This is a genomic window from Paenibacillus sp. An7, assembly GCF_009870785.1.
Lineage (GTDB): Bacteria > Bacillota > Bacilli > Paenibacillales > Paenibacillaceae > Paenibacillus.
Window position 1 is genome coordinate 97133 of the sequence record NZ_WTWX01000003.1, and the last position, 19074, is coordinate 116206.

The 19074-nt window shown below is 45.8% G+C and carries 15 protein-coding genes; 10 read left to right on the forward strand and 5 right to left on the reverse strand.

Going from position 1 to position 19074, the window contains the following annotated elements; translation table 11 throughout:
• The 4 genes from GQY27_RS05725 to GQY27_RS05740 all read left to right on the forward strand — a co-directional run.
• The coding region (locus GQY27_RS05725; protein ID WP_328802958.1) for a DUF6385 domain-containing protein at window positions 1–910 on the forward strand (910 nt) is incomplete at its 5' end.
• A 79-nt stretch (window positions 911–989) separates the two neighbouring features.
• Window positions 990–3134, forward strand: coding sequence for a glycosyltransferase (locus tag GQY27_RS05730; RefSeq protein WP_160032592.1), 2145 nt, complete (start codon window positions 990–992; stop codon window positions 3132–3134).
• Window positions 3135–3137: 3 nt separating this feature from the next.
• Window positions 3138–4904: a glycosyltransferase family 2 protein gene (locus tag GQY27_RS05735; protein ID WP_160032593.1), complete on the forward strand. Its 1767-nt coding sequence runs from the start codon at window positions 3138–3140 to the stop codon at window positions 4902–4904.
• Between the two features lie 39 nt (window positions 4905–4943).
• Complete coding sequence (locus GQY27_RS05740) at window positions 4944–6839, forward strand: tetratricopeptide repeat-containing glycosyltransferase family 2 protein (RefSeq protein ID WP_160032594.1); 1896 nt, start codon at window positions 4944–4946, stop codon at window positions 6837–6839.
• Between the two features lie 17 nt (window positions 6840–6856).
• Here GQY27_RS05740 and GQY27_RS05745 read toward each other — a convergent pair whose 3' ends face one another.
• From GQY27_RS05745 to GQY27_RS05765, 5 genes are all read right to left on the reverse strand, one after another.
• Window positions 6857–8065, reverse strand: a complete 1209-nt coding sequence (locus GQY27_RS05745) for a glycosyltransferase family 4 protein (protein ID WP_160032595.1) — start codon at window positions 8063–8065, stop codon at window positions 6857–6859.
• A complete protein-coding gene (locus tag GQY27_RS05750; RefSeq protein ID WP_160032596.1) occupies window positions 8066–8812 on the reverse strand; it encodes a glycosyltransferase in 747 nt (248 codons plus the stop codon).
• Window positions 8813–8820: 8 nt separating this feature from the next.
• Window positions 8821–10020, reverse strand: coding sequence for a hypothetical protein (locus tag GQY27_RS05755; RefSeq protein WP_160032597.1), 1200 nt, complete (start codon window positions 10018–10020; stop codon window positions 8821–8823).
• Between the two features lie 192 nt (window positions 10021–10212).
• Entirely contained in the window at window positions 10213–11172 is a 960-nt protein-coding gene (locus GQY27_RS05760) for an MraY family glycosyltransferase (protein WP_160032598.1), read from the reverse strand.
• A 213-nt stretch (window positions 11173–11385) separates the two neighbouring features.
• A complete protein-coding gene (locus GQY27_RS05765) occupies window positions 11386–11817 on the reverse strand; it encodes a hypothetical protein (RefSeq protein WP_160032599.1) in 432 nt (143 codons plus the stop codon).
• A gap of 443 nt (window positions 11818–12260) precedes the next feature.
• Here GQY27_RS05765 and GQY27_RS05770 point away from each other — a divergent pair, with 443 nt between their 5' ends.
• From GQY27_RS05770 to GQY27_RS05795, 6 genes are all read left to right on the forward strand, one after another.
• Window positions 12261–13571: an ABC transporter substrate-binding protein gene (locus tag GQY27_RS05770; protein WP_160032600.1), complete on the forward strand. Its 1311-nt coding sequence runs from the start codon at window positions 12261–12263 to the stop codon at window positions 13569–13571.
• An 80-nt stretch (window positions 13572–13651) separates the two neighbouring features.
• Window positions 13652–14530, forward strand: coding sequence for a carbohydrate ABC transporter permease (locus tag GQY27_RS05775; RefSeq protein WP_236570505.1), 879 nt, complete (start codon window positions 13652–13654; stop codon window positions 14528–14530).
• 44 nt (window positions 14531–14574) lie between these two features.
• The gene (locus GQY27_RS05780; RefSeq protein ID WP_201450696.1) at window positions 14575–15375 is read left to right on the forward strand and encodes a carbohydrate ABC transporter permease; all 801 of its coding nucleotides are present in this window, start codon (window positions 14575–14577) and stop codon (window positions 15373–15375) included.
• Between the two features lie 631 nt (window positions 15376–16006).
• On the forward strand, window positions 16007–17464 hold the full coding sequence (locus tag GQY27_RS05785) for a DUF4127 family protein (protein ID WP_236570514.1): 1458 nt from the start codon (window positions 16007–16009) through the stop codon (window positions 17462–17464).
• A 75-nt stretch (window positions 17465–17539) separates the two neighbouring features.
• Window positions 17540–18232 carry an N-acetylmannosamine-6-phosphate 2-epimerase gene (locus GQY27_RS05790; RefSeq protein WP_160032794.1) on the forward strand — a complete coding sequence of 231 codons (693 nt, stop codon included), beginning with the start codon at window positions 17540–17542 and terminating at the stop codon, window positions 18230–18232.
• On the forward strand, window positions 18219–19049 hold the full coding sequence (locus GQY27_RS05795) for a MurR/RpiR family transcriptional regulator (protein ID WP_160032603.1): 831 nt from the start codon (window positions 18219–18221) through the stop codon (window positions 19047–19049). The genes GQY27_RS05790 and GQY27_RS05795 overlap by 14 nt, the downstream gene beginning before the upstream one ends.
• Window positions 19050–19074: the final 25 nt, after the last annotated feature.

The window sequence follows — 19074 nt, forward strand, 5'->3', positions numbered from 1 at the left end:
GATCACAGCGGGAACGCTGACGAGTGTGCTAGGAACAACGATCACAGCAGGGACGATTACGAGCGTACTGGGAACAACGATCACAGCAGGAACAATAACGGGAGTGCTGGGAGCGACAGTGACCGCAGGGACACTCACGAACTTGCTGAACGGAACTCTGACCAGTGTACTTGGAGCGACAATCACAGCGGGAACGCTGACGAGTGTGCTAGGAACAACGATCACAGCGGGAACGCTGACGAGTGTGCTAGGAACAACGATCACAGCAGGGACGATTACGAGTGTGCTAGGAACAACGATCACAGCAGGAACAATAACGGGAGTGCTGGGAGCGACAGTGACCGCAGGGACACTCACGAACTTGCTGAACGGAACTCTGACCAGTGTACTTGGAGCGACAATCACAGCGGGAACGCTGACGAGTGTGCTAGGAACAACGATCACAGCGGGAACGCTGACGAGTGTGCTGGGAACAACGATCACAGCAGGAACGCTTTCGAGTTTGCTGAACGGTACGATCACAAGTGTGCTTGGAGCAACCATTACAGCCGGGAGACTTGATAGTATTACATCCATATCACAGAAAAGCTTTCAGGAAATTCCGACGCTTGGAATTACAACGGCGGATGCTTACACCCCTCTCTCTCCAGTCACGACAAGTGTGTTTGGAACCTATTCTTTCTTTGTTTATAACTCAGGGGCAACAGGCAGTGCGGATGCAAGGGTCGAAATCAGCGCGAATGGTACGAACTGGTTCACCGATGTGGACACAGTTACAGGAATTGCTGCAGGATCTGTTGATGTGCTTGTTCCGCAGCGTTTTCTCAAATATACAAGGCTTGCTTATAGGTCCAGCACACCAGGAACACCTGCCACCATTAGTGTGTATTTCAACGGACAAGGCACATAATAAGCGCTGCACACATATACGTACATGGAGTCTCAACAGAGGCCCATGTATTTTTTTTGTAACCGGGGGAGAGTTCACGATGAGTATTCCTACTTTGGGAGTTCACCTGATTGTATATAACGAAGAAAAATGGCTTGGCGCATGTTTGGAACGGATTCATACCCTGGCTGATGAGCTGATCATTGTCGATACGGGTTCTACGGATCGGTCTGTTGAAATAGCAGAAAAGTACGGGGCAACTGTGATTCACAGCCCATGGGAACATGATTTTGCAAAGGCCCGTAATGCGGGGTTAGTACATGCAAATACAGACTGGATACTAGTGCTGGATGCAGATGAACAGGTGATGGCCGGGCAAGAAGAGATCAAGGAGTTCCTGAGTCAGGAAGAAGGAAGTCAGTGTCTGATAGAACTTGTGAACTGGACGGGATCTGGTCCCGAGGAGTGTATTCATTATTTTGCACCTCGCGTGTTTCGAAATAGAGAGGGTTACCGGTACGAAGGGATGATTCACGAACAGCTTGTTCAAGCAGATCAAGGGTCTTTAGGAGAGATCGGGCTGAATATGGAGCATGGAATGAAACGCTGTTCGACAAAAATAAAAACAGCGACTCCACCTTCCATCTGTCCGCTGAAAGTGAATCATTACGGGTATCTGCCCGCAGTCATGGAGAGTAAACAGACGGCAATTCGTAACCTCAAAATAATTCAGCAGGCACTCCTAATAAACCCGGATGATGCTTTTCATCTCTATAATCTCGGGGTGACGTACTGCCAATTAGAAGATAGGGAGCAGGCTAGAATAACTTTCTTGCGGGCACTAAATAGCTGCCCTGTGAATGCTCCATACCGGTCAACTCTCGTGCAGGATTTAGGAAAGCTGCTTTATGCAAACCACGAGTTAGAACAGGCAAGAAATCTGTTGCTGACAGAAATCAGGCGATATAGAGACTACCCTGATCTTCACACGCTGCTTGGGCTTGTTGAACAGGAGTATGGAATGGCGGAGCAAGCTTATGGCTATTTTGAAAAAGCAGTTAAGTCCGGTCTATCCTCAAAGAACCAAGCTGTACCTTACGTTACGGAGGATGGGGCAGACAGCTATATCCCGCTCACCCATATGGCAGATATAGATAAACGCAAGGGGAGAGCATCCTATGCAGAGAATCACTACCGGTCTGCTATAAAGGCACATCAAGGTTATCTTCCGGCGATTAGCGGGTTAGCTGATTTACTGCAAAAAGAAGGAATAGCTGACTCCTCGATTAAGCAAATTTTGGTGGAGATAATTGACAGAGAAAACCCCGAACATCTGCATAAAGCAGCGTATTCACTCATGTTATGCGGAGCATATGAAGCGGCTCTATCGATTCTACCGGTTCAATCCATTGGCATAGAAGATGAAAGCTGGGCCCGTGCCTGTCTGATCCAGACACAAAGAAAGCCACAAGCGATACAGCGATCTCAGCTGCTATTAGAGCGGAATAAGGGGATTAATCAGGAATTAAATGATCAGCCTGTGTCTCCATGCGAGCATGAGCAAATAGAGTTAGCTTTAATGGACTGGGCTATATGTTCTTGGTCCTGCGCTGAGGCATTACCGCAAGTGTTCTACCAACATAGTAATGAAGATAGCTTTTTCTATTCTGAGATAGAGCGGCGGATGTTGAACATAAGACAGCAGAGTGAAATAGAATATCTTCCTCAGCCGGATTCAGGAACCCTACTTCAAAAAGCAGAGAAACTAGCGGGCCGGGCAGCGGCCTGTGGGCAGAAAGATCTGCCTCTGTTCATGAAAAAGGCTGGATTATTGTTACCTAGCACCGCAGGTGATCTTTTATATAAACATGGTTTCCGATTGGAGGCGGCAGAGCAGTACCTGGGGCAACTGGCGAAGGGGGACCTTCATTTAGAAGGGATGTTTCAGCTGGCCGAATATATGTATGATCGCGCTAATTACTCAGAGTCCCTTGCTTTGTTTGAGCAGGCAATCACATTATCTAAAGATCATAACCGCGCTAGAATAGGGGCAGCAGCTAGCTGCTTGCAATTGGCAAGAGAAGCGGCTGTACGAATGCTGAATACCCAAACTGCAAAAACATCAGAAAGTACATTTTCTACCTTAGCTCAGGATATTGCCGAGCTCACGGGCAGTCTGCAAAGGTTAGATGACCTGAACTGGAAAACATCTTGGGACAGTCAGGCAAGAAGGAGAGGGGTGTGAGAATTGCCGAGTCAAACCATTTCCCTATGCATGATTGTAAAAGATGAGGAACAGATGCTGCCCGCATGTCTTGAAAGTGTGCAGGGAGCTGTTGATGAAATCATTGTGGTAGATACGGGTTCAGCAGACAATACGGTTCAGCTGGCAGAACGTTACGGTGCCTCTGTTGTCCACTTCAAGTGGTGTCAAGATTTTGCAGCAGCCAGAAATGCAGGGCTTGAGGCAGCTACCGGCGACTGGATTTTGTTTCTTGATGCAGATGAAAGAATAGATGAACAGGGAGCAAGAGAACTTCCGATCTGGGCTCAGCAGGAAGGGGTCGAAGGTTACTTTTTACAAATTCACAATTATACGGGAAACGGTTCGGGGGGAGTCACGATTAATCCGGTACTTCGTATGTTTCGGCATCGACCAGAGTACCGCTTTCAGGGGAGAATTCATGAGCAGATCGCCGAATCCATTGTGAGTCAACGTGCGGAAGCTCATTTTCATATGACCGATGTAATTATTCATCATTACGGGTACAGCGAGACGATTGTCTCTGCTAAGAACAAAGTGAATCGAAATATGGAGCTGCTCCAGCAAATTATCGAAGAAGATCCAGCGAATCCGTTTCATGATTACAATCTGGGTGTCGAGTACTTACGAATGGGAAAAGTAGAGCAGGCGTTACAGTGTTTTCAAAAGTCATGGAACGGCTTAGATCCCGTACGTGTCAGTTATGCGCATTTGGTTCTTAAATATGAAGTACGATGTTTGCAGGCACTTGGGCAATGGGGAGAGGCAATGGAAAAGATTGCTGAAGGGCGTAGCCTGTACCCAGGCTATACAGATCTGCTGCATGCTGAGGCTTTTACCCAGAATACGCTCGGTAGAACAGAGGAGGCCGAAAAGATTCTTCAAGAAGCCCTCCATATGGGGCCTTCAGCGGAGATGTACCATACAGAGGATGGAATTGGCACCTTTCAAACGCTCTATATGCTAGGTCAGTATGCGGAACAAAGAGAAGCGCTCGAAGAATCCGTCGATGCTTATGTCGAGGCAGTTCGGTATAAGCCAAGTCTGCTACCGCCTTTATACCGGATCTGCCGTATCCTGCAGGTTACCGGACAGGAGGAACGACTGCCAGAGCTTATAGAGGCACGCTTTCGTATTGAATCACAAGAAGCGATGTGGAAATTGATTGGAATCCTGAACGATAGCAGGTGCTACTCAGCTGTCTTATCCATCTTGCAGCAATGGGATCAGCCGCCGGTTCCTCATAAGACGATCCGCGTAAGTAAGCTCGTGGCGCTATGGCGGTGTGGGGACTGGGATAATGCAGCTCTTTTACTGCGCAAAAACCATGACCTTCCTGAACAAGAGAAAGATTGGCTGATGTGGAGTTTAGATATCCCTTTTTCTAAAGGGAAGAAACGCAGTTTTAAAGATCATGCCATTCTTCTCATCGAGCAGGGGGAAGATAAAGAGTTGAAGTCTCTAACAGAGGAGGCTTGGTCTGGCTTTGCAGAACTTCTGGAAGCAGCTGACCATGCGGGGAAAAGAGAAATGTTTGTAGGAATAGCAGACGCCTGGCGCAGCACATTAGAAAAGAACAGAGAAGTAATGCCTGAGACGGTTCTAATGGGCACAAAAAAGTATGTGAGCAGTATGACTTCGGCAGCAGACGGGCATCTGTCTGCGATTCAAGCGCAGGCACGAGACCGCGTGAATACTCGTCTAGTCCAGCATATTCGGCTCGGACTTCCATGGCCGAACGGATTTAGGTAGATAACACCCAGTAAGAATAAAAGGAGGCATTTACGCGAAATGAATCCAGATTCTCCTGTGTCCCTTTGTATGATTGTTAGAGATGAAGAATGGGTTCTTTCCCAGTGCTTGTCTTCCGTAGCTGATATTGTATCGGAAATCATCATTCTCGATACCGGGTCAGTAGATGCAACTTGTTCCATAGCAGTAAAATACGGCGCGCAGGTCATTTCGTATCCGTGGCAGTCTGATTTTGCAGCTGCACGAAATGAATCTTTAAAACTCGCAACCAAGCCATGGATTCTCGTTCTGGATGCAGATGAATGTTTTGCTGATGGTCAGAAAGAAAAATTATGGGTGCTTTGTGCGGATGAAGCGGCCGCAGGATATGAACTGCATATCAAAAGTTTACTTGGGCACCAAGGCGATGAGCAGGTAACAGACTATGTCTGCCGGTTGTTTCGTAATGATCCGGAAATAAAGTTTAGTGGTTCGATCCACGAACAGATTGCTTCCGCAGTTCAGGCACATTCCAATCAGCAGTTAAAGCGCTGTGACCTAGAAATTATTCACTATGGCTACCTCACTCATATTATTGAACAAAAAAATAAAACTGAGCGTAATCTCCGGCTTATTAAGGAAGCGCTGGCTGCTGATTCGAAAAACAAGGAACTGCTTTATGCACTGGGTACAGAATATTTTCAGCAAGCAGATTATTCGCAGGCGCTTCCTATCTTTGAATCGCTGCTTGCGAGTCTTCCGGTTACGGAAGGATATGCTTCGGATCTGTTCTTAAAAACGATGTATGCACTCAGAGAAACAGGCCGGGCAAAAGATGCGCTACAGCAGATCGAGCAGGGACTGACTGCTTTTCCTAATTTCGCTGATCTACAGGAGCTTTATGCCGTACTCTTCATGGATGAGGGACAAGATGACAAGGCTCTTCATGTACTAGATGGTATGTGTATATCGAGGGAATATACCTCGGTATCAGGAGCGGGGACTTACCGAACAGCTTATTTAAAAGGGATATTGCTAGAGCGGCAAGGTCAGTGGCAGAAAGCTTGTGAATCTTATAGAGTTTCTCTTGAGTACCGTCCAGATTATGTGCCGGCATGGCAGAGATGGCTTCCGCTCCTTGTCTGTACCGGGCAGATACAGCAGTTGAATGAATGGGTGAAGAAGCAAGGAATTCCGAAAAAGGCGCAGCTGCTCGTATTTTATCTCATGCTTGATTTGCAACAGCCTGCTTGGATTTTAAAACATAGACAATACCTGCATGGTGCTTTTTTGGCCCAACCTTGGATAGAAGCAATTTTGCAAGCACAGATGGGGGAATACAGTACAGCTTCTCGTTACATTCAGCCATGGGTGCAGTCTCCAGCCCACCGAGAACAGACGGAAACCATCCAAGCGGCCTTAGAATATAGCAAGACTGCATTGAAATCAGGGCATCGCGGAGTGCAGACTGGTTTGGAAAAACCCAAATTGCATCGATTCTCCTCTGCGGCAGATGCCTGCGAAATGTTCATTCGAATCGGGGCATGGTACGGTTTTTCGTCTATGTTACGCAGTGATCCCTCACCTGGAACGCTGCTGTCTGCCCTATCGCCAGCGATGAAGATTGCACTCGTTCATGCACCGCTTTGGATAGTAGAGCAGCTGCATTCTTTGCTAGAGCAGGAGCTAGAGCGGGAGCGGGAACGAGAACAGCCGGATGAAATCCTGAGAAGTCGTTGCTATATGCTGTGGATTGCTCTCCATACCCAGATGATTCAGAGAGACAGTGATCCGCCGTCGTTTGATACCAGACTAAGGTCATTTCTACAGGAGCAACAGGAGAAATATATACCCACTTCAGAGGCACATATCGCATGCTGCGGATGGAATGCTCTTACCCATGTAATCAGCACACCGCTGAAGAGACCCAGATTACATCCGCTTGTGCTATTGTAGTCTAGATGAACGTAATGCTATCTGAGGAAGGGGATCAGCACCTTTTTCCAAGCCGATTTCCACTTCTCTTCATCATAACTAAGAGCTGTTTGCCGTGCCTGCTTGCCAAGCTGTAATCGAAGATCTTCATCGTCAATAAGTCGGCATAGGGCAGCTGTAATATGGGATTCTTCAGGCGAGACTAACAGACCATTAAAACCATCTTGTATCAGATCATTAAGACCGCCGACATTGCTTGCTACAACAGGAATTCCACAGCTCATGGCTTCTAGACAGGCATAGGAAGTTCCCTCAGAGAAAATCGTAGGAATAACCGCGATATCTGCCATGTGATAGGCGGTAATCATCTCATCAAAAAGATAGCTTTTGGAAAGAATGCGCGCTTTATGGGGGTGATGTTTCATCCACATTTCAAAAGCTCTGCCCACGGTGCTTCCCTGTACCCGCTCTCCTGCAAACTCAATTTCTACTTGAGGGTAAAGACCTAATAAATAATCAGCGGACAGCATCATCGGAATGATTCCTCGTTCCAGACTAATTCTTCTTGGAAAAAGAATTCGTATCCGTCCCGGCCGTTCCTCTTCACTTGCTTCGAGCTCCTCTTCTGACTGGTGAAGATGAACCTTTCTGTTATTGGTTTTTTTGCGCAAGGTATGCTCTTCAAGTTCTGTTTCTTCCCCAGCGGACTCAAGCGGTTTGAAATAATGAGTATCGACTGCGTTTGGAATTAAGATAATCTTCTGTGGATCGTAAAATGTACAGACGGCTCTGCAAAAGGTAAGAAAATGAGAATCAACAGATACGATGGTCTCTAAATGATCGAGAGCGTGTTGAATAGAGAGAGCCACTTCTTGTTTCACTTCGGGTGGAAGACTCGGGCGATCCCAATTGATCCCGTGACATATCCCCAGACTATTCGGGGAATAACGCAGCGGATGCCATATACAGCTGGCATAAATAAGCGGTCCTTTCGCCTGGGAAGCCATTTCCTCAAACGCATCCGGTATGCGCTGCGGATCATAAGAATATCCAAACACTTCAATCTCTTCAATATGGCGATGAAATGAATCGTAATAGGATAATTGATGGACCTGCGGTGTATGACCCAGTGAGCGAATAACCTGACAGAGCTGGTAGATATACCGTTCGAGGCCGCCTCCAAATAGTCTCTCGAAATCACGGTTATATCCGTCCGCAAAGCTGTGCGTAAGAATGCTGACGTACAATTAATCTTCCTCCTTCCATTCCAGAAGGTTAGGTTTCAAATCCAAAATGGACTCATATTGGGCAAGATTTCCCCATCGCCCTTCCGGGTCCATTTTTTTGTAGCGGACATATTTCTCAACCCGTTCTTCCAGTGGTCCTGACCAGCCCAGATGCTTGATACGTAAATCTGTGGTAAGCCCCGGGAGCGCGGAACAGGTAAGCGGGAGCCTTGGTACATGATGCTGCATTTGCGGATAAAAGTAGGGGTAGTCTTTGAAAAAGCGAACAAGTGTCATGGTTGCTCCTTTATGTGCTTGCCACAAGTCGTCTTCCCGGTAATACTGCCGGCTGCCCCAAAGATCATATAGCCGAAAGCTGACTGAGTCATAACGATTCTGATTAATAAGACCTCGAATATTTCGCTTGGCCCGCTCCTCATACAATTCATCGGCATCAACGGCAAGCAGCCAGTCGGGAGAAGTAGAAGCAGCGGCTTGCCATAGGATAGAACGTAATTTCCATTCTTCTGCAAACAAGGATTCCGGCAGCTGTACAAGCTTGATTACCTTCTCAAATGATTTACAGATCTCGACCGTACGATCTGTACTGGCATCATCAACGATAACAATGTGATCAACATAAGTAGAGAGGTCCTTAAGTACTTCTTCCAAGTAGCGATGTTCTTCATTATGCACTTGAAGCATAGCGGTCAGCGTATTGTCTTCCGGTTTACGTACATTAGAAATAGAGGGAGAAGTATCTGACATAAGTAAAATCAGCTCCCTTTCAATAAATTATGAACCTTATCATCCAGTACCTCCAGAGCAGCGATATGGACAAGAGCTTCTTCCTTCTCGGCTGCTGCTTCTAGAAATAGGCGAATCGCTGCGTGCCGTTCTCCGCGCAGGGCCTCCACATTGCCGCATAATAGGCGAAACAGATACCGATCTTCTGCTGCGAGCAAGTCAGAGGAGTGAACCTGTGATAGAGCAAGTTCCAGTTGTCCTGTTTCTCGGTACATATGAAACAGCAGGTGACGAATACGATTATCGGCAGGCAGTTGCAAAATGAGAGATAACGCTGCTCCATAGTCATCATTCAGCCGAAGTAATTCCGCTCGCGCAAGGGCCTCCTGATCTTGAGCCAGAAGGGATAGGATGTTCTCATATTGTCTTGCCTCGGTTTCACCAAAAGCCGTAATTCCGTATATGCTAGCTGCAGTTTGCAGGTTGCCTAGCTTTGCATGAATGGCGGATAGAAACCGGTAATGGGAAATCAGAGACTGATCCTGACCGCTTATCACTGCCTGCAGAAAGGCTTCTTCTCCATAATGTAGCGCTTCTTGTTCTCCTAATAAGTAGTGATATACAGCTAAAAGAAATGAAAATATCTCGTGAGGTCCATTCTGTTCTCTCATAGCACGGTAGTGCGCTTTACGCTTAGTCCACTGAATTTCATGGGCAGTGACAGGTACATCCTCCACGATTTCATGGATTGCATGTATAAAAAGGTCAAGGTCTAGGCTTCCCTGTTCCTCATCCAAAAATAGAGCTGGCGTCCCTCGAAAAGTCGCATCCAGACACTTCATCTCGGAACGGGAACAATAAAGCGAAGATATGGCCCGAAGTTGTTCTCTACAAGTATGGAATAGACTGCTTGCGTTTTCTTCATCTTCGAAATCGAGCATGATCAGCTGTACTTCTGTTTGGGAAGCAGCGACATGAAGCCAGTACGGATGAGCAACAATAGCAAGGGTATCTTCTGCACAGACGGTATGAAGTTCGGAGGGCGCTAATAAAAGCACACCAGACGGCAGCTCGGCGAGTAGTGCTTCGTTTTTTACCTGTTCCCCTTCTTGAAGTTTAGGTTCAGACAGATAATAGACATCATATTCCTCATACAGCACAGATAAGAGTTTGGTAAGCAAGGGGTCCGGTTCACGCGGAGGAAATACAACAATGGAAGAAGAGAGCATCGCACAGCTCCTTTCTTGATGCGGATGTTAGCACAACGCTATAGTATATGGGCAGTTGCCTCAGAACATGTTCTTAGGGTCTGTAAAAGTTATTGCATCTGTAAAAGTTATCGCAAATACTATCAAGTTCTTTTTAATTATTGCTTAACGCAAAAAGCAGGACCTGTCGGCCCTGCTTAGATAGACGAGAATTTACATTTGAACGAGCATAAGAATGATGGAAGACAAACATAAGCAGACGCTGACAAGGCATAGAACAGCAACAACTTGTTTTTGAGAAAGCCCGGCACGAAGCAGTCTATAATGTGCTTGGCTGGCATCTGCTTGATAGATGGCTTTGCCACCCAGAAATCTTTTGACCACAACAAATAGGTTGTCGAAAATAGGAACACCGAGCGCAAGGATGGGGATGAGAATTGATAATACGGTCGCCTGCTTGAAAGCACCATCCAGGGCAATGACCGCCAGAATGAAACCAAGAAACGTGGCTCCTGCATCTCCCATAAAGACTCTTGCAGGCGGTTTGTTGAATTTTAAATATCCGATGGTCACACCCACGAGTACAATAGCCAGCATGGCAGAATTCCCTTGTCCCATGGTCAGTGCCACAATAAACAAAGTTGTTCCCGAAATAGCCGACAATCCTCCAGCTAGACCATCCATTCCATCCGAGAAGTTAATGACTGTTGTTACACCGAAAATCCAGAGAATCGTGAGGGTAAACTGCAACCAGACAGGAAGAGAAATATATTCTTCACTGAATGGGTTATAGAAACCGCTGAAGCGAATCCCAGCAAGGTAGGCAATGACAGCAGCAGACATCTGAACTACCATTTTGGGCAGAGCGGGGAAATCTTTTCCCTTAGTCTTAAACCAGTCATCCACGGTGCCAATGATGAGAAGTAGTAATCCGCCTAAAAACAAAGCCCCTGTCTGCCAAGTATATTCTCCTGAAAACAGAAGATATGTAATAAAAAAACCGATGAAAATCGCATAACTTGCCGTTAAAGGAATCGGTTTCTTATGTAATTTACGTTCTTCATCTTCCCGGGGCTTGTCTACAAAATCGATTCGAAGGGCCAGACGACCTAGCGGGGGAATTAGAAAGACAACGATAGCTATGGATAGTATAAGGGCTCCTGCATAAAGCATAATGAGGAATTCACCACTTTCTTCTATATTATACATTTATATTAAATATAGGTTTGTAATTTGTCGATCTTTTTATAACAAAAAACTGCAAATCCCGGGAAAGGAATTGCAGTTCATATGCTGGAACAACATCCGTCTTTGTAGACTTAACCTTACCTATATCTTATAAGGCAGAAGTTATCTGTAGAGTAAAATTTTTTATTAACATCAAAATTACAGATCTAGAAGAGCTTCTTCTAGAATCGTATTTAGAGAATCAGAGGAAGAATCACCTTTCCAATGTAAAATCAGTGCATTTTTATGTTCATATACAGCAGGAGCATCATCTAAATAATTGATTTGCTGCTCTAGCTCTACTACTGCATCTCGCAAAGCATCTGCGGATGCATAGGTAAAGATGGATACTGCTTCAGGCTGGCCTGTAGCTTGTTCAGACTGAACGATATATTGAACTGCAGGGACATGATTTAAGATTGGTTTGTCGGCGCTGTCATTTGCAGCAAGTAAATGAATGTCTTCAGCTTCTAAAGCGCTTACAACTTGAGCAGGAGTAACAATGGCATGGTTGTTGGCGATTACGCTTGTTACGCCGCCAACAGCGAGGACAAGAAGTAGAACCAAAGTAGTAAGTATAGGTTTTTTCATAAATTCCCCTCCGTTCTTACTCCCTATTATAGCGCAGAACAGAGGTGAAATGTATCTTAAATGTAAATTTAAGCGCTTCACAAATATCAATGAATTATACTGCTTTTTCTGGTTTTTTAACCAGTGATTCTGACAATTGATTGATCGGTTTCTTGAGTAACAAGCCAAGCAGCATAAAGAGTCCAGCCTAGATTATCCAGAAGGCTTAAGAACAGAAGAGACAAGCAGCTCATATGAAAGATAAACCAAGTAAAACAGGGGTGTTAGTCTAAAAAGAAAAAATATTCCGCTTTTTATAAAAATAGTGAAAAAACCTTTTTTTATTAGGATTGTTTTGCTATAATCTCCCACAAAGAGAATTAGAAGTAAAAAACTTCCAGGATTCTCACATCATATTGTTCTCTTCAAAAATGACATTTTCCAAAGCTAAAGGGGGAAAAGGAATGAGAAGAAACAGAAAAGGTGTTAAGCTGACCTGTCTTACCGTTCTATTGTTAGCTATGTTTATTAGTGCTTGTTCAGGTGGAGCAGGTACGGCAGAACCAGCAGATCCGAAACCTGCCGATCCGGGAAAAACGGAAGTAAGCAGTGAACCCGTCACACTTAAATTCTGGACGATTGCACTGCAGCCAAAGTTTAATGATTATTTCAACAAGCTCATTACCGAGTACGAAGCTGCCCATGAGAATGTCACAATCGAATGGCAGGATTACCCCTATGATGCAATTACACAGAAGCTGCTCACAAGCAGTGCGAGTAACACAAGCCCCGATGTTGTAAACCTCAATACAGAATTTGCCAACCAGATGGGCACCAAAGGAGCTCTGGTTGATCTAAATGAATACCTCACCACTGAAGAAAAAGCCGAATATTTTGATGGAATTTTCGATTCAACCGTTCTTGGAGATAAAGCGTATGCATTGCCGTGGTACACAGGCACGGAAGTTCTTTTTATGAACAAAAAAATAGTTGAAGCTGCCGGACTTGATCCAGCAAGCCCGCCTCAAACGCGAGAAGAACTTGCAGACTGGGCTCGTACAGTAAAAGAAAAGACAGGCAAAATGGGATATGCCTTAAACTTTGTTACGAAGCTACTGACGATTGATGGTATCCCGATTCTAAATGAAGATAAATCCGCAGCAGCTTTTAACACGCCGGAGATGGCAGCTATGGTTGAGAACCTCAAGAAATTATTAGATGAAGGACTCATTGTCAAAGAAGATTCCGATCTTGGTAAACAAGTTCAGTTCTATTCTGCAGAACAGACTGGTTTTGTACTCTCAGGGCCGACATTTATCAATTTCATTAAGACATCATCTCCTGAGATTTACGAGAACACGGTAGCCGTATCTCTTCCAACCGGAAAAGCAGGACTGCGTTTATCCAACTCCATGGACCTTGTTGTACCTAGCAAATCAAAGCATCCAAAAGAAGCGGCAGAGTTCGCTAAATTCATTACCAATGCAGAGAACCAAACTGCTTTCTCTAAAGAGGCAAATACACTGCCATCAACTAAAAAATCAGTAGAAGATCCATTCTTTACGGAATCCGATGGTTCACTTGAAGCAGAAGCAAAACTCGCTTCGAGTCAAAGTCTCGATAAAGCAACGGATCACATGGTAGGTGTGCCGAATGCATCGGACATTAACTCTGCTCTAGCCCGCGGATTACAAGATATGCTGTTAAATGGGAAAGAGATTCAAGCAACCCTTAAGTCGATGGAAACCGAGGTCAATAATATTTTGAAGCAATAGTGATTTAGGTGTCCCAGATAAACCAAAAAGTGAGGCAGGACTTGTTCTTGCCTCCTGCTGTTTATGAGGAGGAATGTAACGTGAGATGGATTCGCTCCGAGTCTTTTGCCGCCTGGGCTTTCATGACCCCGGGGCTGATCATTATCGCCGTGTTCGTATTTTGGCCGATCCTTTACGGAATTCCGTTATCACTAACGAACTATTCTGTCATCGCAGAGACCAAATATGTCGGGCTGACTAATTTTAAGAATGCTTTTCTAGATAAGAACTTCACGATCTCGCTATGGAACTCACTGCTGTATGTTATCGTAGTGCCGTTCATTCAGATTTTCTCCATTCTGATGGCTATCCTGGTGAATAGTCGCATTCCGGGAATTAAGCTGTTTCGTGCCGCATTCTATATTCCTGTCGTTACTTCGATGGTAGCTGTGGCGCTGATCTGGAGCTGGCTGCTGAGTAATAACGGGGTAGTGAACTACCTGCTTATGAAAGTAGGAATCATTAGTGAGCAAATCTCTTGGTTATCATCAAGCGAAACGGCACTAGCGACACTGATGTTCATCACGATGTGGAAGGCACTTGGGTATTATATGATGCTTTATCTGGCAGGTCTGCAAGGGATTCCCAATGATCTGTACGAGGCAGCAAGAGTAGATGGTGCGAATCGACTTCAGCTAATCTGGAGCATTACGCTTCCGCTGCTGCGTCCTCATATTTTCTTCTGTTCCCTGATTTCCGTAATGGGTGCAGTGCGGGTTTTTGACGAAGTATATATTCTGACAAAAGGCGGACCCGGGACGTCAACACTTGTATCGAGTGTGTATATTTTTGAAAAAGGGATTAACCAATTCAACTTCGGTTATGCCTCTGCGCTTGGATTAATCGTCAGTGTGCTGATCGGCGGACTAAGCGTCCTCGTATTTAAGTTCAATCAGAAAGGTGGTGTCAATCCTTACTGATGGAAACCACGAGAAGAACAAAATACGTGCGCAAGATTACCAATATGGCGGTCACCTATTTCTTTTTGATTCTGCTGGCCATCTTTATGATGGGACCTTTTCTGTGGCTGCTTAGCGTTTCCTTAATGCCGGGCAGAAATGTGTTTGCTACACCACCTGCAATCTTCCCAACGTTTATTGACTTTGATAACTACGTGCAGGTATGGGCGTTCCTTAACTTTCCGAGGTACATCCTGAATACCGTCATTATTACCGCACTTGGCGTAGTTTTTAATATTGTACTTGCTTGTATGACCGGATATCCCCTTGCGGTGTTCCGTTTTAAGGGCAGAAATTTCATTTTTGTGACGATGATTGCCACGATGATTATTCCGTCATCCACCGCAATGATCGTGCACTATTTGACAATACAAGAATTGCATTTGATGAATACGTATTTGGGTGTGGTGCTGCCCGCAGCCGTCTCTGTGTTTAATATCTTCCTGATGCGGCAGACTTTCATTGGAATCCCGATTGATGTGAGAGATTCAGGAAAGATAGATGGTGCATCGGAATTCCGGATTTGGTGGCAGCTAATATTGCCCCTGGTGAAACCGGGGATTGCGGTTATTGCGCTGCTTGAGGTGATGTCATTCTGGAATAGCTTCCTGTGGCCGATCGTTATCCTTGAGGATACGAATAAGTATCCGCTGTCTTCAGCACTCACCTATCTAAATGGACAGTTCTCTTATAATTTCGGCTGGATCGCCGCCGGAACGATGATTTCTGTTATCCCTATCATCCTGGTTTTCCTCTTTACACAGCGGTACTACATGGAAGGCATCGCCGGAGCTGTAAAAGGATAACTTGTCCCTTGCCGATGTAAGCGGCAAGAGAAACGCCGAAGGCTACAGAGGTTTTGCTCTACCTCATCTGCCTAAAGTAGAAAGGCAGACCCACGCCGAAGGCTACAGGGGTTTTGCCCTACCCGGTCGGCCTAAAGTAGAAAGGTAGACAAACGCCGAAGGCTACAGGGGTTTTGCCCTACCCTGTCTGCCTAAAGTAGAAAGGCAGACCCACGCCGAAGGCTACAAGGGTTTTGCTCTACCTCATCTGTCTAGTGTAGAAACGGCAGACCGACGCCGAAGGCTAAAAAACCTAACATCAGCCAGTCAGCCAAGTGGATATTAGGCTGACATGCCAAAGGCATCAAACTAACTAATATCGAGGAAAGGGTGGAGTGAAACGACCCGCCACCCAGTCCCCCTTACAGAGCGAGTGTTCTGGATTCTGAGCGACTTTTGGCTTTGAATGCAGAGATTCCTCTACCTAGAAACACTCCGCATTCAAAACAAGTCGGAGCGAAGAAGTCAGAACAGGAGCGCCTGAAGAGGCCAGAATAGGAGCGATCAGAATACGAGCTGAGGAGCGTGAAACCTTTTGCAAATCACCTTTATCCCTTTAGACGAACGACCATGTAACTACGAATTCCCGTACATGCTTGTCCAAGGAACCGAGCATAAGGTCGACCAGCCTCCGATGTCCATGATGGGACAGAAAAAAACACCGGGAGACTGGGAACAGCTGTGGACATGGCTCGAAGAGAAAATAGAAACCGCAGATGGAGCGGTTATTGCGCTCGATACTTTACTATACGGAGGAATCATTCCTTCCCGGCTGCACTATTTTAGTGAAACTGTATTACTCGAACGGCTGAACCGCTTACGGAAAATAAAAGAGAAGCGGCCTGAACTGAAACTCTTGGCTTTTCAGCTCATCATGCGTTGTCCGCAGTATTCGATCTCCGATGAAGAACCGGATTATTATGCCGACTGGGGCCGTGAAATTTTTCGGAAGGGTTACATTGACCACCGGAAAGAGCTGAGTATCGCCACGCTAGAAGAACTAGAGGAACTCAGCGATATAAATAGCCGCCTGCCGGATGACGTACTGAATGATTATCTAGGGCGAAGAAAAATCAATATGGAAGCGAATAAAGCTGTGCTGGAACTTGTAAAAGACGGCACAATTGAGTTTCTGATTTTTCCGCAGGACGACTCCGCTCCGTATGGTTATACAGCAAAGGATCAGCAGGTAGCAAGGCAGCGCATTGGAGAACTGGATCTGGAACTGAAAGCGTATATGTATCCGGGAGCCGATGAAGTGGGATGCACGCTGATGGCGAGACTGATTAACGAGTGGAAAGGCGTACAGCCGCTTGTATATCCAAGGCTATCTTCCATTCAAGGGGCTTTTGTGACCCCGGTTTATGAGGATCGTTTTTTCTATGAAACACTGAAATACCAGATTACTGCGGCAGGAGCACTGATTGCTTCGAGTGCAGCGGAAGCGGATCTTATCTTACTGGCAAGCACACCTGGAGAGACTATGATGGAAGCAGTTTCGCAGGAACATCCTTTTTTCAGTTATGATGTGTACCGGAATTTAATGGAGCTGGTGGAGTATGGGAATTACCTACTGAAGCAGGGAAAAGCAGTAGCGGTAGCCGATGTAGGATATGCCAACGGGGCAGATCTGAAGCTTGTAAAGATGCTGCGTCAAAAAGGAATACTGTTTCAGCTGGCAGGATACGCCGCTTGGAACACAAGTTCAAATTCACTCGGGACCGTGATATCCCAGGCCCTCTTATACACCCATTATGGACGTACGCAGGAGCATCTCGATTTTCTGTCGCTTCGATATGCTGAGGATGCGGGTTACTGCGCCATCGTGCGTAAAGAGCTGAATGCAGGTCTCGTAGATCAGATGGGATATAACAAGTTTCTGCTGGATGGGCCACGCGGTGAAGTAGCAAGTTATGTAAGATCGAGATTAGCGGAAGTGCTCGAAGAGAAGATCAATGGTTCCGATGGTAAGGTAACGATCACAGATTGTTATATGCCATGGAATCGTACATTTGAAGTCGGTTTGAAAGTGAAATATACGCAGGAGTAGATCAATGGATACAGATAGCTTTCGTACTTAGGAGAAGGATGAAGGAAAGAAGGTGCATCAACGTTGGAACTCATTATGAAGCAGATTCGAAAGGGACTCATTGCCTCGTGCCAAGCTTTGCCCGGTGAGCCTCTGTTCGGTTCAGATACGATGGCAAAGATGGCAAAAGCAGCCGAGGAAGGAGGGGCTGTTGCGATCCGAGCCAACAGCGCCGAAGATGTGAGAGCAATCAAACAAGCTGTAGAGCTGCCTGTTATTGGGATAGTGAAGCGGGATTACCCAGATTCGGACGTATACATCACCCCTACTCCTAGAGAAGCCTACGAACTGGTCGAAGCAGGAGCGGATATGATTGCCATGGATGCCACTCGGCGCAAAAGACCTGGCGAGATCACACTTGAGACGATGGTAGATTATATGCGTTCTCTGAATATACCGATCATGGCAGATATATCGACACTTCAGGAGGGCGAGTATGCAGCTTCTCTTGGGGTTACCTGTGTATCAACGACACTCTCTGGCTATACACCGTACTCTCCAAATCTACAAGGACCGGATCTGGAACTTGTAAAAGAAGCAGTCCAAAAACTAACTATACCTGTCATTGCCGAAGGAAGGATTCAAGAACCTTCTCAGGTAGAAGAAGTACTTCGGCTTGGAGCATACGCCGTGGTCGTCGGCTCTGCGATCTCCAGACCACAGCTGATTACCAAACGGTTTGCCGATGCCGCACGGAAGGCAGTGATCCTACTCAATGGAAATGAATGATCGGATTCATACGTATTTACCTTCCTTAACGAGGTCAGAGCAAAAAGTAGCGGAAAGTGTCCTGGCGAATACCAATGATCTAATGTATTACTCGGTTACGGAACTTGCTGATTTTGCGGGTGTTGGGGAGACCACCGTTATGCGTTTTTGCAGAAAGATTGGATTTAACGGATACCAAGATTTTAAATTATCACTCGCCCAGAATGTTGGGGTGAGAAGGACAGATGGTCAGGACGAAGATGAGGATCATGGTGATTTTGTGAAAATGATCTTTGAGACAAATGTGAATATTCTGAAATCGAGCATGAGTCTGCTTGCAAAAGAGAATTTAATGCAGGCTATTGAATGGATAGATGAAGCGACACATGTACAATTTTTTGGAGTGGGAGCTTCCGGAATTACCGCCCTGGATGCCAAAAACCGGCTGCTTCGTATAGGAAGAAGATCAGAAGCTGCAACCGACAGTCATATTCAGGCAATGATGGCGGTCAGTATGTCAGAAGGAGATGTAGCCTTTGGGATCAGTGTTTCGGGGAGTACGATAGACACCAATAACATGTTGATGCAAGCCAAAGAAAATGGAGCTAAAGTGATCGCCATCACGAATTATGCCAAATCACCGATTACAGCGATAGCAGATATTGTGCTCCTTACTGCCGGTAAAGAGATGCCGCTCGAAGGCGGTTCAATCGGGGCGAAAATCTCGCAGTTATTCATTATTGATCTCATCTGTGAAGGCTTGGCTCGCCGTAATGTTGTGCTGACAAAACAGATGAAAGAGAAGACGGCAAGAGCCGTCATCGATCGAAGCTATTAAAAAAGTTAATACTTAGCCGAGTAAC

Bases quoted from the DNA above. Each gene is read 5' to 3' on its own strand.
- GQY27_RS05730 (WP_160032592.1), top strand. From the start codon at position 990: ATGAGTATTCCTACTTTGGGAGTTCACCTGATTGTATATAACGAAGAA.
- GQY27_RS05740 (WP_160032594.1), top strand. From the start codon at position 4,944: ATGAATCCAGATTCTCCTGTGTCCCTTTGTATGATTGTTAGAGATGAA.
- GQY27_RS05750 (WP_160032596.1), bottom strand. From the start codon at position 8,812: ATGTCAGATACTTCTCCCTCTATTTCTAATGTACGTAAACCGGAAGAC.
- GQY27_RS05755 (WP_160032597.1), bottom strand. From the start codon at position 10,020: ATGCTCTCTTCTTCCATTGTTGTATTTCCTCCGCGTGAACCGGACCCC.
- GQY27_RS05760 (WP_160032598.1), bottom strand. From the start codon at position 11,172: ATGCTTTATGCAGGAGCCCTTATACTATCCATAGCTATCGTTGTCTTT.
- GQY27_RS05765 (WP_160032599.1), bottom strand. From the start codon at position 11,817: ATGAAAAAACCTATACTTACTACTTTGGTTCTACTTCTTGTCCTCGCT.
- GQY27_RS05770 (WP_160032600.1), top strand. From the start codon at position 12,261: ATGAGAAGAAACAGAAAAGGTGTTAAGCTGACCTGTCTTACCGTTCTA.
- GQY27_RS05780 (WP_201450696.1), top strand. From the start codon at position 14,575: ATGGCGGTCACCTATTTCTTTTTGATTCTGCTGGCCATCTTTATGATG.
- GQY27_RS05785 (WP_236570514.1), top strand. From the start codon at position 16,007: ATGCTTGTCCAAGGAACCGAGCATAAGGTCGACCAGCCTCCGATGTCC.
- GQY27_RS05790 (WP_160032794.1), top strand. From the start codon at position 17,540: ATGAAGCAGATTCGAAAGGGACTCATTGCCTCGTGCCAAGCTTTGCCC.
- GQY27_RS05795 (WP_160032603.1), top strand. From the start codon at position 18,219: ATGGAAATGAATGATCGGATTCATACGTATTTACCTTCCTTAACGAGG.